The 15,685-nt window shown below is 73.6% G+C and carries 11 protein-coding genes; 5 read left to right on the top strand and 6 right to left on the bottom strand.

Going from position 1 to position 15,685, the window contains the following annotated elements; genetic code table 11:
- Positions 1-191 precede the first annotated feature (191 nt).
- Positions 192-737 (top strand): FHA domain-containing protein, encoded by a 546-nt coding sequence (locus tag ADL29_RS13510; RefSeq protein WP_046925440.1) that lies wholly within the window; start codon positions 192-194, stop codon positions 735-737.
- A gap of 3 nt (positions 738-740) precedes the next feature.
- Here the strand turns inward: ADL29_RS13510 and otr(A) are convergent, their stop codons facing one another.
- Together otr(A) and lpdA are read right to left on the bottom strand one after the other, a co-directional pair.
- Entirely contained in the window at positions 741-2,672 is a 1,932-nt protein-coding gene (gene otr(A) / locus ADL29_RS13505) for a tetracycline resistance ribosomal protection protein Otr(A) (protein ID WP_053923900.1), read from the bottom strand.
- Positions 2,673-2,832: 160 nt separating this feature from the next.
- The gene (gene lpdA / locus ADL29_RS13500) at positions 2,833-4,299 is read right to left on the bottom strand and encodes a dihydrolipoyl dehydrogenase (protein WP_245689380.1); all 1,467 of its coding nucleotides are present in this window, start codon (positions 4,297-4,299) and stop codon (positions 2,833-2,835) included.
- A gap of 99 nt (positions 4,300-4,398) precedes the next feature.
- Here lpdA and ADL29_RS13495 point away from each other — a divergent pair, with 99 nt between their 5' ends.
- A complete protein-coding gene (locus ADL29_RS13495; RefSeq protein ID WP_053923899.1) occupies positions 4,399-5,271 on the top strand; it encodes a LysR family transcriptional regulator in 873 nt (290 codons plus the stop codon).
- Between the two features lie 21 nt (positions 5,272-5,292).
- Here ADL29_RS13495 and treY read toward each other — a convergent pair whose 3' ends face one another.
- Positions 5,293-7,761 carry a malto-oligosyltrehalose synthase gene (gene treY, locus ADL29_RS13490; RefSeq protein WP_053923898.1) on the bottom strand — a complete coding sequence of 823 codons (2,469 nt, stop codon included), beginning with the start codon at positions 7,759-7,761 and terminating at the stop codon, positions 5,293-5,295.
- 150 nt (positions 7,762-7,911) lie between these two features.
- On the opposite strand from treY, the gene ADL29_RS13485 reads away from it, so the two are divergent.
- Positions 7,912-9,183, top strand: coding sequence for an MFS transporter (locus tag ADL29_RS13485; protein WP_053923897.1), 1,272 nt, complete (start codon positions 7,912-7,914; stop codon positions 9,181-9,183).
- On the opposite strand, the gene glgX is transcribed toward ADL29_RS13485, so the two are convergent.
- The gene (glgX, locus tag ADL29_RS13480; protein ID WP_053923896.1) at positions 9,119-11,287 is read right to left on the bottom strand and encodes a glycogen debranching protein GlgX; all 2,169 of its coding nucleotides are present in this window, start codon (positions 11,285-11,287) and stop codon (positions 9,119-9,121) included. The genes ADL29_RS13485 and glgX overlap by 65 nt on opposite strands.
- Before the next feature lie 490 nt (positions 11,288-11,777).
- Here glgX and ADL29_RS13475 point away from each other — a divergent pair, with 490 nt between their 5' ends.
- Positions 11,778-13,028, top strand: coding sequence for an SAV2148 family HEPN domain-containing protein (locus tag ADL29_RS13475; RefSeq protein ID WP_078970965.1), 1,251 nt, complete (start codon positions 11,778-11,780; stop codon positions 13,026-13,028).
- A 7-nt stretch (positions 13,029-13,035) separates the two neighbouring features.
- Here the strand turns inward: ADL29_RS13475 and ADL29_RS13470 are convergent, their stop codons facing one another.
- A complete protein-coding gene (locus tag ADL29_RS13470; protein ID WP_053923895.1) occupies positions 13,036-13,761 on the bottom strand; it encodes an SDR family NAD(P)-dependent oxidoreductase in 726 nt (241 codons plus the stop codon).
- 125 nt (positions 13,762-13,886) lie between these two features.
- Between ADL29_RS13470 and ADL29_RS13465 the strand changes: the two genes are divergently transcribed.
- Complete coding sequence (locus tag ADL29_RS13465) at positions 13,887-14,600, top strand: exonuclease domain-containing protein (RefSeq protein ID WP_053923894.1); 714 nt, start codon at positions 13,887-13,889, stop codon at positions 14,598-14,600.
- A 45-nt stretch (positions 14,601-14,645) separates the two neighbouring features.
- Here ADL29_RS13465 and ADL29_RS13460 read toward each other — a convergent pair whose 3' ends face one another.
- Positions 14,646-15,536, bottom strand: coding sequence for an aminoglycoside phosphotransferase family protein (locus ADL29_RS13460; protein ID WP_053924012.1), 891 nt, complete (start codon positions 15,534-15,536; stop codon positions 14,646-14,648).
- Positions 15,537-15,685: the final 149 nt, after the last annotated feature.

The raw sequence follows: 15,685 nt of genomic DNA, 5'->3' as shown, positions 1-15,685 counted from the left end.
GGCCGCCCGGCCTCCAGACGAAGAAAGCACGCTGCCCGCCCGGCCGACAGCCCGACGTGGCGAGATGGCGCGTCTTCGCACCGGTAATTGCGCCATTCCGCCGCGCCGCCGGGTGACCGGCCGCCGCATAACGGCCGGTCGTGCGTGCTACCTCGCTGGACAGCGGCGCACACCGGCCGGAGAATCACGGCATGACGTCGCTCGAGTTCCCCGCACGACCGGCGCGCCCGTCGGACGCCGACCGGGAACGCGCCCTCGATCTGCTGCGCGACGGCGCGGCCCAGGGACGGCTGTCCCAGGACACCTTCCTGCGCCGGCTGGAACTCGTGCTCACCGCCCAGCAGCACTCCGATCTCGACCTGGCCACCGCCGACTTGGAAAGCCGCGGCAAGGTCCAGGGGGCGGTCCTGCGGATGGTCGGCCGGGTGTCGGCGTTCCATATCCGGGTGCGCCGGGCCTGGCGCACGGAGCGGCTGCCGAAGCTTCTGCTGCCGGAGCCCGGCCCCTTTCCGCTGCTCATAGGGCGGGCACCCGGCGTGGGCCTGCGGCTCAACCACGAGACGGTCTCCCGCGCCCACGCCGAACTGCGCAGCGCGGGCAGCGGCTGGATGCTGCGCGACCTCGGCTCCACCAACGGCACCTGCGTCAACGGGCGCCGGGTGGTGGGCGAGGTGCCGGTCGGGCCGGGCGATCACATCAGGTTCGGACAGGTGGATTACGTCCTGACGGAGCGTTGAGCACTACGCCCCGGAGGCGCGCTCACCCCCGGCCCCGGCGGTCCCGCGCACCGGGCGGTCCCCCGAGGGGTACGAGCTCCACACCCCCTCACCGTGCGTCAGGCCGGGCAACATCCCCTCGGCCTCCTGGACGTGACGCGCCGGAAGCACCCCGCGCACCAGCCAGGAATGCCGTCCGCCCGCCGTCTCGCCGAGCTCCGCGCCCAGCGCCGCGAGCCGCGCGGTGACCGGTGCCAGCGCATCGGGCGGCAGCTCCGCCTCGAAGGCGTGATACGGCTCGTGGACCCGGGTTCCGGCCCGCCGCAGCGCACGCAGCAGCACGCCCGCCGTGACCGTACGGAAGTCCCCGGCCGTGCTCACCGGGCCGACGAACCCGGACCGGGTCAGCACCACCCGGCAGTCGGTCACCGCCATGCCCCGCGGCCCCTGCCGCAGCGTCGCCAGGACGGTCTCCTCGATGGCCTGGTGAAAGCCGTGCGGCAGCGCGCCCAGTTCGGTCTCGTAGGTGAAGATCGGGCCGGAGCCGCGGGCACCCGGCTCGACCCGCAGCCCGACCGTGGCCCAGTGCCCGGTGTGGCCCCGCTTGGCGATCTCGTAGGACGCCTCGCCGACCCCGCACGGCCGCTCCACACACACCACCCGGCTGGGCGCGAACTCCGCCCCGATGCCGTGCTCGTCGCGGAGGGTGGCCGCGATGATCTCCTTCTGCACCTCGCCGTGCAGCAGTACGGAGGTGGCGCCGTCGGCCGCGGGGCGCGCCTGCAGCAGCGGGTCCTGGTCGGCCAGCGCCAGCAGCGCGGCGCGCAGGGCGGCGGCGCGGCCCGGATCGTGGGCCCGGACGACGGTCTCCAGGGTGGGGGAGGCGAACAGGGCGTCGTCGGATTCCGGCAGCGGCCCGAGGCGGTCGCCGGTCCGGATACCCGGCAGCCCGCGGATCACCGCGATATTGCCCGGGGTGAGCGGTCCGGAGTCGCCCGGTGGCCGGCCGACGACCTCGAGGGAGGTGATCCGGCCGGTCAGCCGTCCCAGGCCGCCGTCCGTTGCGCGCCGGTGCAGCTCGATGCGCTGACGTGGCCGCAACTCGCCCCCGTAGAGCCGGATATGCGCCGTACGCTCGCCGCCCGGCGGCTGATGGACGGCGAACACCGTGCCCCGCGGCTCATCGCCCGCGGCCACCGGCGCCGGCGGGATCAGCGCTGCCATTCCCTGGACGAGCGCACCGACGCCTTGCCCGCCCAGCGCCGAACCGAAGTACACCGGGTGGAGCGACCCGTCGGCCGTGCGCGCGGCCAGCGCCGCGCGCACCTCCACCGCGGTCGGCGGCGCACCGTCCACCACCCGGGCGAGGAGCGCATCGTCCGCCTCGGCCACCGCCTCCGCGATCCGGTCGCGGGTCCGCGCGTCCTCCAGGTCGTACGGCGACACCCGGGCCCGCGCCGTGCCCAGACCGGTCACGGACGTCATCGGCACGGCCACCGGGGCCAGCAGCCGGCGGATGTCCGCCAGCAGCGCCTCGTCCCGGGCACCGACCCGGTCGATCTTGTTGATGAACAGGAGGGTGGGCAGCCCCAGCCGTCGCAGGGTCTTCATCAGGACCCGGGTCCTGGCCTGGACGCCCTCCACCGCGGACAGCAGCAGTACGGCGCCGTCGAGCACCCCCAGGGCGCGCTCGACCTCGGCGATGAAGTCGGAGTGGCCGGGGGTGTCGAGGAGATTGATCCGGGTGTCGCCGACCGTGAAGGAGGCGACGGCGGAGCGGATGGTGATCCCGCGCTGCCGCTCCAGCGCGCCGGTGTCCGTACGGGTGTCACCGGCATCGACGCTGCCGAGCCGGTCGATGGTGCCGGTGTCGAACAGCAGCCGCTCGGTGAGGCTGGTCTTACCCGCGTCGACGTGGGCGACGATCCCGATGTTCAGGGTGTGACGGATGTGCATGGGTGATTGAGTCCTCGAAAACCGACGTCCGATGGGGGCGCTGAGTAGTTCCGAGGAATCGGCGCATTCCGTGCTCCTGAGTGGGGGGATGTGCTTACCGCGCCATGGTCGGCGGACGTGCGCGGCAGCGCAACCGGATTAACCGCTCGCCCCGTTCCGCTCAGTGCTGGTGCAGCCCCCGCCCCGCCAGCGTCAGAAACGCCTCGCCCACCGCCTCCGACAGCGTCGGGTGCGCATGGATGTGCCGGGCCACATCGGACGGTTCGGCGTCCCAGCCCACGATCAGCTGGCTCTCGGCGATCATCTCCGAGACATGCGGGCCGACCAGATGGACGCCGAGCACCGTCCCCGTGGCCTCACCGCCCGCCCCGTCCGCCGCCGCGACCACTTTCACCATGCCGCCCTGACCGTGGACCATCCCCTTGGCCGTTGCCGTCAGCGGCAGGGTGTTCACCTTGACCGCCAGCCCCCGGGCGCGGGCCTCGGCCTCGGTCAGGCCGACCGACGCGGTCTGCGGCGAGGAGTACGTCACCCGGGGCACGGCCGCGTAGTCCACCGGGGGCGACGGGATGCCCGCCAGGGTCTCGGCGACCAGCAGTCCCTCCGCGAACGAGGCGTGTGCGAGGCCCAGGGACGGCGGCGGCAGCAGATCGCCGACCACATGGATGCCCGGCACGGCGGTCTCCAGCCGCGACCAGTCGGCGGGCGCCACATACCCCCGCGCGTCCGCCGACAGCCCGGCCGCCGCCAGGTCCAGCCCCACCGTCACGGGCGTCCGCCCCACGGCGACCAGCAGCCGCTCCGCCTCCAGGACGACGTCCTGCCCCTTGGCGGTGCGGAGGGTGGCCCGCACCCCGTCCGGAAGCAGCTCGGCCCCGGACAGCGTCGAGCCCGTACGGACCGTGATGCCGCGCTTCTTCAGGCCGCGCACCAGATGGCGGCCAACAGCCTCGTCCTCCAGCGGAAGCAGCCGCTCCGCCGCCTCGACGAGCGTGACCTCGGCTCCCATGGAGCGGTGGAAGGACGCGTACTCCACGCCGATCGCGCCGCCGCCCAGGACCAGTACGGACGCCGGCAGCCCCGGGGCGAACAGCGCGTCGTCGCTGGTGACGACCCGTCGGCCATCGGGTGTCAGGCCCGGCAGCAGCCGCGGCCGGGAGCCGGTCGCCAGCACGATGCCGCGCCGCGCCGTGAACTCCCCGGCGCCCTCGATCCGGACCGTACGCGTCCCGGTCAGCCGCGCCGTGCCGCGCACCACCTCCACTCCGGCGTGCGCCAGGTGCCCCGCCACGCCCTGGTGGTTACGGGCGACGATGTCATCCCGGGTGGCCACCAGGGCGGGCCAGTCCAGGGCGTCCACGGTGGCCTTCACACCCCACCGCTCCCGTGCCTCCGCGATGCCGTCCACCAGCTCGGCGGCGTGCAGCATCGCCTTGCTGGGGATGCAGCCGCGGTGCAGACAGGTACCGCCGATCAGATCGCGTTCGGCCAGCACCACCCGCAGTCCCAGGGACGCGGCGCGCAGTGCGGTGCCGTAGCCGCCGGTGCCGCCGCCGATGACGATGACATCCGCGGTGTTCGTGCCTGTCTTGGTGCTGCCTGTCTTGACCATGTCTGTCTCGGTCATGCGCTCGCTCATGCGGTAAGGCTCCGCCCACCTGGGGCGATGAGTCCAAGGCAATGTTTTTATGGAGGCGATGAGCGCTCTGCATGGGAGGGGCCGGGCATGAGCCTGCGGCAGATGGAATACCTGGTGGCGGTCGTCGAGGAGGAGTCCTTCACCCGCGCCGCCGAGGCACTGCATGTCACCCAGTCCGCGCTCTCGCACCAGATCAAGGCGCTCGAACGGGAGGCGGGCGGCGCGCTGTTGGAGCGGATGCCGCGCGGGGTGCGGCTGACCCCCATGGGCCGGGCCTACTTCCCCTACGCCGAACTCGCGGTCCGCAGCGCCCGGCAGGCCCGCCGCGCCGCACTGGCGGCCGCCGGGGCGGAAAGCGGCGAACTGCACATCGCCACGGTGCATGCGCAGGCCATCGGCGTGCTGCCCGGGGTCTGCGCCCGGTGGGCCCGCGAGCACCCCGGGGTGCGGCTCGTCCTCCACGAATACGCCACCACCGACGAGCTGTACGACCAGATGGCGCGCGGCGTCGCCGATGTGGCGGTCGGCCCGCGCCCCGACGACTGGCCGGGACCGGTCACCGTCGTCGGACAGGAGGAGATCGTGCTGGTCGTGCCGTGCGACGACCCGCTCGCCGCCCGGCAGTCCATACGCCTCACCGACCTGGCGGACCGGCCCTGGGTGCGCTGCAGCCTGGAGCCGGTGATCGACGGCGTGCGCTGGCTCGACCGGGAATGCGCACGCGCGGGCTTCACCCCGCGTACCGCGGTCCGTACGCAGCACAGCTCGACCGCCGTCCGGATGGCCGCGGCCGGCGTCGGGGTGCTGCTGACGGCGGCCCATGAACTCACCGGACTCGACTGCGCCCAGGTCCCCACCGACCCGCCCTGGAGACGCGACATCACGGTCTTCTCACGCGTCGAACTCACCGGCGCCGCCGCCGAGTTCACCCAGCTGCTGCGGGACGCCGGGAATCGCTGAGCCGGGTCCCGCCGGACCTGGTCACTCCGCCACGAACAGCGCCACCGGCGACCCCTCCAGCAGCTCGCTCAGCCCCACCGCCGCGCCCCCGTCCACCACCCGGCCGGTCAGCAGCTCGCGCCAGGGGCCGCCGGGCGGCAGCCGCAGCACCGTGTCCCACCAGCCGCCGGTCTCCACCAGGCGCAGCGACAGCCGGGTCGCGACCGTCACCACCCGCCCGCCCCGGCAGAAGGTCACACAGTGTTCGGCGGCGGGCCCCTCCGCGCGCAGCGGTGCGTATCCGGCCCGGTCGCCGAACCACTCGGGGTGCGCGCGGCGCAGCCGCAGCGCGGCGGCCGTCAACCGGAGCTTCTCGGCGGACAGATCGCAGGCCGCGGCCCCGTCGTCCGGTCCGGCGAGCAGGTCCGGCCGGAAGGCGGCGGGCCGCCGGTTGTCGGGGTCTACCAGCGCGGTGTACTCCCGCTCGGTGCCCTGGTAGAGGTCCGGCACGCCCGGCATGGTGAGGTGCAGCAGCGTCGCACCGAGCACATTGGCGCGGACGAACGGGGCGAGTTCGTCCGCCAGCACGGCCAGCGGGCCGGCCGCGGGGCCGCACGGCCCGCCGTGGACGAACTCCGCCACCGCCTCCTCGTACTCCGCGTCCTGTTCCGTCCAGGAGGTGCGCAGCCCGGCCTCCCGTACGGCCTTGAGGACCGCCGGCGCCACCCGGTCGGCGGCCACCGCACCACCGGCCGACGGCCCGCCCAGCCCGAACACGGTCTGCCAGGCCGGCCAGGCCACCATCGGATCGGCCGTTCCGTTCGCCGACACGGGGCCGCCCGCCCCGTCGGCCACCTCGCCCAGCACATCGCGCCACCGGTCCGGACACTCCGACAGCACCGCGATCCGCGCCCGGACATCGGCACTGCGCTTGGTGTCGTGGGTGGAGAGCACCGTCCCGGTGGCGGGCCAGTCGCGCTGCACCCGGGCACAGAAGTCGTGGAACGCCTGCGGGCCGAGCGCGGGCGTCCCGGGGTCGCCGCCGACCTCGCAGGCCGACAGCAGCACCGGATAGCGGTAGAAGGCGGTGTCCTCCACGGACTTGGCGTGCAGCGCGGAGGCGGTCTGGGCGAAGCGGGCGGCGAAGTCGGCCAGGTCGGAGGCGGTGACGGGGTCCGGGCCGTCGCGGTCGGGGCCTTCGCCGTAGCGTCCCAGCGCCAGATCGTGGATCAGATCCACCGCCCGCGCCTCCTCCGGCACCCGGAACGTGCCCCGTGCCCGCGCCGCGGCCTTGCCCAGCATCGCCGCGTCGTGCGCCGCCCGCCCGGGGTCCGTGGCGTAGGGCCGGTAGACCGGCAGCCGCACCAGCAGTTCCCGGACGGCCTGCCGCAGCGCCCACGGCGCATGGTCGCCCGGCCACGCCGCCCGCTCGCTGATCCGCGTCGCCGTGCGCACCAGCCGCGCCACCTCCGCGGCCAGATCGTGCGTGACGACCTCGTACGCGGCCCGGCGCACCGTCTCCTCCCAGTCGCCGCCCTCGTCGGCCAGCGGGGTGACGAAGTCGCGGTAGTGGGAGAAGAGCCGCCCGGCGCCCTGCGGGCAGACGAACAGCGCATCGATGTGCCGCAGCGCGTCATAGCCGGTGGTGCCGGCGCACGCCCAGCCGTCCGGCAGCCGTTCGTCACCGGTGAGGATCTTCTCGACGACCGTCCAGCGGCCGCCGGTGGCGGTGTGCAGCCGGTCCAGATAGCCGCGGGGGTCCGCCAGGCCGTCGGGGTGGTCGATGCGCAGCCCGTCGATGACGCCCTCGCGGATCAGCCGCAGCAGCGTGCCATGGGTCGCCGCGAACACCTCGGGGTCCTCCACCCGCACCCCGATCAGCTCCGAAATGGTGAAGAAACGCCGGTAGTTGAGCTCACTGCGGGCCAGCCGCCACCACGCGAGCCGGTACCACTGGGCCTCCAGGAGCCGGGCCAGCGGCAGCCCCTCCGTACCGGGGCGCAGCGGGAAGGCGTGTTCCTGATAGCGCAGCACCCCGCCCTCGACCCGCAGCTGCCGCATCTCCTCGCCCAGCCGCCCCGCGAGCACCGGCAGCAGCACCCGCCCGCCGTGCCCGCCGTCCCAGTCGATGTCGAACCACCGGGCGTACGGCGAGCCGGGGCCGTCCTTGAGGACCTCCCACAGCGGCCCGTTCAGCGAGGCCGGGGCCGGCAGCGCCATATGGTTCGGCACGACGTCGACGACCAGGCCCAGGCCGTGCGACCGGGCCGTGGCCGCCAGCGCCCGCAGCCCGTCCTCGCCGCCGAGCTCGGCCCGTACCGCCGTGTGGTCGACGACGTCGTAGCCGTGGGTGGACCGCGGCACCGCCTCCAGGACGGGGGAGAGGTGCAGATGGGACACGCCGAGCGCGGCCAGCTGCGGCACCGCCCGCCCGGCCGCGGCGAACGGGAAGTCCGGCTGGAGCTGCAGCCGGTAGGTGGCGGTCGGCGACGGTCTCGAAGGCTGCGTCATGGGAACACCCGTACCCCGTTGACGCCTCGTTGTGCCCTCGATCCGGGGCATCCGCGTCGGCGTTTCCTCCGAACCGGTCCTGCGATGCGCCCCGTCCCTTCGTAGGTCCCGTGGCTACGGTGCGCGGCGCGTCCCGGCTAGCGTCGGCCGATGACCGCTGCATACGCCACCTATCGCCGGGTGATCGCACTGGGCGGGCCGGTGCTGCCCGTCGTCTCCTTCCTCGGCAGACTTCCGACCGCCATGTGCCAGCTCGGCAGTCTGCTCCTGGTGGCGCGCACCAGCGGCTCGCTCGCCACCGCAGGCCTGGTGGGCGGCGCGCTGGCGGCGGGGCAGACCGTCGCCGGGCCGCTGATCGGCCGCCTCGCCGACCGGCGCGGGCAGCGCCCCGTCGTGCTGATCGCCTGCTGGTGCAACGCGCTCGCCGTAACGGCCCTGGTGGCGGCCTCCCTCGCGCGGATCGCGACGCCGCCGCTGGCTCTGATCGGGCTGCTGGCCGGCGCCACCGTGCCGGGGATCGGGCCGCTGGCCCGCACCCGCACGGTGGCCCTCGCCCGTCGGGCGGGGGCCGGTGACCGGACCGTCGGCGCCGCGCTGTCCTTCGAAGGAACCCTGGACGAGGTGTCGTTCGTGCTCGGCCCGGCGCTGGTGGGGCTGGCCGCCACCGTCGCCCATCCGGCCGTCGCACTGGGGCTGGCCGCCGTGCTGCTCGCGGGCTGCGGCTCGGCCTTCGCACTGCACCGCACGGCGACCGTGCTCCGGCCCGTCGCGTTCCCGCCCGGCGCCCGGCCGCCCCGCGCCCGGCTGCCGCGCGGCGTCCACGCCATGCGGGCCTCGATGGCGCTCCAGGGCGGGATGTTCGGCGCCTGCCAGGCCGGTATCACCGCGCTCACCGAACGCCTCCACCAGCCCGCGCAGGCCGGTCTCGTCTATGCCGCGATGGGCGTGATGAGCGCCGCCGCGGGCCTGTCGCTGGCCCTGGTGCCCGCCCGGATCGGGCTGCCGACGCGGTGGCGGGCGTCCGGCGCCGCGCTGATCGTGCTGTCGGTGCCGCTGCTGTTCGTCCCGTCGCTGTGGGCGCTCTATCTGGTCGTCGTGGTCCTCGGCGTGGCCTTCGCACCGCATCTGATCACCGTCTTCGGGCTCACCGAACGGGCCGTGCCCGCCGCCCGGCTGGCCGAGTCGATGGCCTTCCTCACCAGCGCGGTGGTCGGCGGCCAGGCCCTGGCGCTGGCCGTCTCCGGGCGGCTCGCCGCCGCCCACGGCCCGTACGCCGCCTTCGCGGTGGCTGTCGGGGCCGCCGCCCTGATCCTCGCCGTCGCGGCCACCACCCGGGTGCCCACCGCCGCCCGCCCGGTCACGTCGGCCGCTGCAGCACCAGCAGACTCCGCCCCGTCAGCGTCAGCAGATCACCGGCCTTGACCTTGGCACCCCGGCCGTCCGCCGCCGCCTGCGGCCGGTCGGTGTCCACCACCACCTGCCACTGCTGCCCGTGGTGCACCGGCACCGTGAACTCCTTGTCCTGCTCATGTGCGTTGAACATCAGCAGGAAGGAATCGTCCGAGACCGGCTCGCCCCGCGGCCCGGGTTCGGAGATGGAGCTGCCGTTCAGGAACACCGTCAGCGCCTTGGCATGGACGGACTGCCAGTCCCGGGTCCCCATCTCCTCGCCCTCCGCCGTGAACCACGCGATATCGGACAGCTCGTCCTGCGTCCCCTCGGCCGGCTGTCCCTGGAAGAACCGCCGCCGCCGGAACACGGGATGATGGCGCCGCAGCCACACCATCTGGCGTACGAACGCCAGCAGCTCCCGCTCCTCGTCCGGTGCCCCGGCCTCCTCGGCCCCGTCCGCCTCCTCGGCATCCGCCTTGGTGCCGCCCTCCGGCCACCGCACCCACGACAGCTCGTTGTCCTGGCAGTACGCGTTGTTGTTGCCGCCCTGGCTGCGCCCGAACTCGTCCCCGTGGCTGAGCATCGGCACCCCCTGCGACAGCATCAGCGTCGCCAGGAAGTTCCGCATCTGCCGGGCCCGCAGCCGCCGCACCGAGGGATCGTCGCTCGGCCCCTCCTCGCCGCAGTTCCAGGACCGGTTGAAGGTCTCACCGTCCCGGTTGTCCTCGCCGTTGGCCTCGTTGTGCTTGTCGTTGTACGCGACCAGATCGTGCAGCGTGAAGCCGTCGTGGCAGGTCACGAAGTTCACCGAGGCCAGCGGCCGCCGCCCGTCGCCCTGATAGAGGTCCGACGACCCCGTCAGCCGGGACGCGAACTCCGCCAGGGTGCGCGGCTCGCCCCGCCACAGATCCCGCACCGTGTCGCGGTACTTGCCGTTCCACTCGGTCCACAGCGGCGGGAAGTTCCCGACCTGGTAGCCGCCTTCGCCCAGGTCCCACGGCTCCGCGATCAGCTTCACCCGGCTGACCACCGGGTCCTGATGCACCAGGTCGAAGAACGACGACAGCCGGTCCACCTCGTGGAACTGCCGCGCCAGCGTCGCCGCCAGATCGAACCGGAACCCGTCGACATGCATCTCCTGCACCCAGTAGCGCAGCGAGTCCATCACCAGCTGGAGCACGTGCGGACTGCGCATCAGCAGGGAGTTCCCGGTGCCGGTGGTGTCCATGTAGTAGCGCTTGTCGTCCGTCAGCCGGTAGTACGAGGCGTTGTCCAGCCCCCGGAACGACAGGGTCGGGCCCAGATGGTTGCCCTCGGCCGTGTGGTTGTAGACCACGTCGAGGATCACCTCGATCCCGGCCCGGTGCAGCGCCCGTACCGCGGTCTTGAACTCCAGCACCTGCTGGCCGCGGTCGCCCCAGGACGCATACGCGTTGTGCGGCGCGAAGAAGCCGATGGTGTTGTAGCCCCAGTAGTTCGTCAGCCCCGCGTCCACCAGCCGGTGGTCCTGGACGAACTGATGCACCGGCATCAGCTCCAGGGCCGTGACCCCCAGCTTCGTCAGATGGTCGATGACCGCCGGATGCGCCAGCGCCGCGTAGGTGCCGCGCAGCTCCTCCGGCAGCTCCGGGTGCAGCATCGTCAGGCCCTTCACATGGGCCTCGTAGAGCACCGTCTCGTGATACGCCGTCCGCGGCGGACGGTCGTCGCCCCAGTCGAAGTACGGATTGACCACCACCGACGCCATGCTGTGCGGCGCCGAATCCAGGTCGTTGCGCGCCTCCGGCCGCCCGAAGTGGTAGCCGTAGACCGCCTCGCTCCAGTCGATCCGCCCACTCATCGCCCGTGCGTAGGGGTCCATCAGGAGCTTCGCGGAGTTGCAGCGGTGCCCGAGCCCCGGCTCGTACGGGCCGTGCACCCGGAAGCCGTAGCGCTGCCCCGGCATCACGCCCGGAAGATAGGCGTGCCGCACGAAGGCATCGCTCTCGCGCAGCTCGACGGCGGTCTCCGAACCGTCGTCGTGCAGCAGACACAGCTCGATGCGTCGCGCGGCTTCGGAGAACACCGCGAAGTTGGTGCCCGCCCCGTCATAGGAGGCGCCCAGCGGATACATCTGTCCCGGCCAGACCTGCATGCGTAGACTCTTCCACCTTCTCGTCGGGGGCTGCGGCGACTCCACGACACGCGTCCGCGGACCGAACCGAAATGCTTCCCCAATGTGGCCCGGACCCGGCCCCGGCCCGGTGAATTTCCCGGTAACTTCGCTGAAATGTGGGCAATCGGCGGCGAAGCCGGACGGTGGTCGGATGGTCGTACCGAGGCCGTCGTCCGCCCTTCGTTCCGGGCCCGCACGCACCCCGGGGCGGCGCGGTCCACCGCGGACCGGCACGCGGGTCAACGGCCGGCCGCCGAAACACCCCATCGCGTGGGCCGGCATCGCCTCCGCCCGGTTCCCTGCGACGTCACAGCTATGAATCCGCTCACTCCGCCGTCCCGGCCCGGGGCCAACGCGCCCTGCGGTGCAGGGGAGTTGGCAGCCGACTCGATCCATCCTGCTGCACCGTCTCCCGCACCGCAGTAGTCTGCCTTGATCGTTGGCACGGGGGTTCGGAAGGCGGTGGCAGGTGAGCGGCGGGCTGGAGTTGCCCCCTGGTGACGGGAGTCACGAGGGTCATGAGGGCGGCTCCGTCGACGCACCGCCCGGCGCGGTGTCCCTGGCACGGCCGCTGGAGATCGGGGCGGAGCTGGACTGGGGCGCCGACGCCTGGAGCGAGGTGCGCACCCGCGCCCGCCGGGCCGGGCGCGCCTACATCTGGCTGAATCTGGTCGAGCAGCGGCTGCGGGCCGTCGTGGCGGCCGTGCTGCGCCCCGTCTACGAGCCGGTGCACGGCGACGAATGGGTGATCGCCGCGGCCGGCCCGGCCGGGCAGGAATGGGTGCAGCGCGCCGTCGCCGTCCGGGAGGTCAGCCGCCGCAAGGGCTACCTCCTCGACCCCGCCGACGACAACATCGTCAGCTTCCTCACCCTGCCCCAGCTGCGCGAGCTGATGGTCCAGCACTGGCCCTGCTTCGAGCCGTACTTCGACGACCGCCGCGAGGTCGAGCTGGCCCTGGACGAGCTCGAGGTCGCCCGCAACATCGTCTCCCGCAACCGCGCGCTGTCCCAGACCGTACTCGCCCAGGCGGAGCGGGCCTCGGCCCGGCTGCTCGACATACTGGGCTCCGGCGCCGGCACCCGGATCTCCGGCCGGCTGCCCATCGACGCCGTGGAGGACCTCGTCGGCGACCGCTACGCCGATGTCGTCGGCGTCCACCCCGACCGGGTGCGCCTGCAGCGCCAGCTCCCCGCGGAGGACCTCTTCGGCGGCGCCCGCCGCCTCGACGCGGTCGGCATAGGCCTGAACCTCCTCGTCCAGAACTACTCCGGCCGCCGCCTCGTCCGGCTCGCCGAATCCGGCTGCCGCGTCCGCCTGCTCTTCCTCAACCCCGCAAGCAGCGCGGTCCGCCGCCGGGAGCGCGAAATCGGCCTGAAAAAGGGCGAGATGAGCCGCTCCATCGAGATGAACATCCTCCATATGCGGCGGGTGCGGGCCCGGCTGCGCGACCCCGGCGCCTTCGAGATCCAGGTCTTCGACGAGACCCCGCGCTTCACCGCCTATCTGGTCGACGGCGACGGAGCGGACGGCCTGGCGGTGGTGCAGAGCTATCTGCGCAAGAGCCGCGGGATGGAGTCGCCGGTCCTGGTGCTGCGCGGGGGCGGCCGGGACATCGTCCGGGCGGACGACCGGGACGGGCGCGACGGCGAGCACGGCCTCTTCGAGGTCTACCGCGAGGAGTTCGAGAGCGTGTGGGCGGACTCGCGGCCGGTGTCGTGAGGCGGCTCTACGGGGCCCCCGTGGCCCCGCCGTCCACCCGCAGCTCGATCCCGTTGACGTAGTCGGCGAGCGGGCTGGCCAGATAGGCGACCGCCGCCGCGATGTCCTCCGGGCGGCCCGGCCGGCGGGACCGCTCGCCCGCCGAACCGTCGACCCGCTCCTCGTCCATGACGATGACGCCGGGACTGACGCAGTTCGCGGTGACCCCGGTGCCGGCGAGGTGGTGCGCCAGGCTCGTGGTCATGTTCACCATGGCGGCCCTGGCCGCGGAGCAGGCGCCCGTGTCGGGGGGCGGAGTCCGCAGGGCCCGGGTGCCGATGGTGATCACCCGGCCCCAGCCGTGCTGGCGCAGGGAGGGCAGCAGGGTCTGGGTGACCCGTACGGTCGGCAGCACGTTCCCCTCGAACGCGGCCCGCCAGTCGGCCGGCCCGGAGCTGTCCCAGTCGTGCCCGGTGAACGGGCCGGCGTTGTTGACCAGGATCCGGGCCCCGAAGCGGCGTGCGGTGACCGCGACCTCCTCGGCGACGCCCGGCTCCGTCAGGTCGCCGAGCACCACTTCGGCGCGGACCCCGCGGGCCGCGACCTGTTCGGCGACCGCCGCCGCGGCCGCCGCGTCCCGGCCGTGGACGAGGACGCCGCATCCCTCACCCGCCAGCGTCCCGGCGATCGCCGCCCCGATCCCCGAACTGCCGCCCGTCACCAGCGCGCCGTGTCCTGCCAGCCGTAGGTCCATGCGGTCAGCGTAGGGGCGGGCGGGAGGCCGCCGCTGCCCTGCCGCGACGGGCGGAGGGGGGATTGTCAGTGGTGCGTGCGAGAGTGAATCGGCAACGGGGGATGTACCACCGAAGGAGGGGCCGCATGAGTTGGCATCAGGAGCTGCTGGTCAGCTTCGACCTGGAGACCACGGGTACCGACGTCGAGCGGGACCGCATCGTCACCGCCGCGCTGATCCGGCTGGAGGGCGACGGCCGGATGGCCGGAAAACGGTCCTGGCTGATCGATCCGGGCATCCCGATTCCCGACGAGGCAGCGGACATCCACGGCATTTCGACCGCCTATGTCCGGGAGCACGGCCGCGCCCCTGCCGCCGCGATAGAGGAGATCACCGAGGCGCTGGCCGAGGCCCTGCGCGCCGAGATCCCGCTGGTGGTGATGAACGCGCGGTACGACCTCTCCCTGCTGGACCGCGAATGCCGGCGGCACGGCGTACGGACGCTGAGCGACCGCCTCGGCCACGCCCCCGCGCCGGTCATCGACCCCCTGGTCCTGGACAAGCATGTGGACCGCTACCGCAAGGGCAAGCGCGCGCTCCAGGCGCTGTGCGGGCATTACGGCGTACGGCTCGACGGTGCGCACGAAGCGGGTGCCGACGCGGCGGCCGCGGCCGGTGTCGCCCGGCGCATCGGGGAGAAGTACCCGGCCGTCGCCGTCCCGTCGCCGCGCGCCCTGCACACCCTCCAGGAGGAGGCCGCCGCCGGACAAGCCGCCTCGTTCCAGGCGTACTTGCGGCGCTCGGGCGATCCCCGGGCGATAGTCGAAGGGGCCTGGCCCCTCATTCCCTACCAGGCATGAGCAGCGCCGGGGCGCGGCACGGCCACGGGCCGGCCCGGCCGGGTGTCAGAAGGGGTACCACCGCACCGTCGCGTCCTTCTCGCGCAGTGACGCGATCCGGCGGCGGAATTCCCTGAGGGCCGCCGGGTTGCCGGGCGCGTGCTGGGACACCCAGGCACAGCTCGCCGTCTCCCGGGACCCGCGCAGCACGGCGCAGCCCGCCCAGTCCCGTACGTCCCAGCCGTACACCGCCGCAAAGGTGTCGTAGGCGTCCGGCCCCAGGCCGTAGCGGTCCCGGCTCAGCGCCATCACCACCAGATCGTGTTCGCGCAGATCGGAGGAGAAGGTCTCCAGATCGACCAGCACCGGCCCGTCCGGCCCGACATGGACGTTACGCGGCAGCGCATCGCCATGGATGGGGCCGCGGCCCAGGTGCGGCTCCAGCGCCGACGCGGCCGCCGCGAACGCATCGCGGCGCCCGCGCAGATACTCCGCGTCCTCGGCCGAGACGGCGTCGCCCGCCAGCCGCAGCCAGCGCTCCACACCGCCGAGGAGTTCCCGGCGGGGGAGGGCGAACGGCGGTTCCGGCAGCGCGTGGACCGCCTTCAGCAGCTCGGCGAGATCGCCCGGCCCGGCGGGACGGACGGCCTCCGGGAGCCGCCGCCAGTACGTCACGGGATGCCCGTCCACCAAGGAGGCCAGCGGCTCCTCGGCCCGTACGGCCGGCACACCCGCCTCCTCCAGCCACCGGGCCACGCCCAGTTCCCGCTCGGCGCGCTCCAGCAGCTCGGCGCTGCGGCCCACCCGGACGACGGGCCCGCGCTCGCCGAGCGCGAAGACGGCGTTCTCGCCGAGCGAGAGCAGCCGGGCGTCCGCCGCCGCTTCGGGCCGTCCGGCCGCGGCCAGGACGTCCCGGGCGCGCGCCTCCGTGAAGGCGACGGTGCTCGGAACGGTCATCGGGGTGCCTCCTGCGGTGCGGGAACGCGACCAGTGTCGCAGGTCCCCGGTGCGGCCCGGACGGGGAGATCTGCCGGGGAATCCGGCCGGGGCCTTGACTGCTGTGACGGCCGTCACGACGATGACGCGGACAACGGGGGAGAGGTGGC

This window comes from Streptomyces chattanoogensis, from assembly GCF_001294335.1.
GTDB lineage: Bacteria > Actinomycetota > Actinomycetes > Streptomycetales > Streptomycetaceae > Streptomyces > Streptomyces chattanoogensis.
This window is presented reverse-complemented; position numbering and strand designations above follow the sequence as displayed.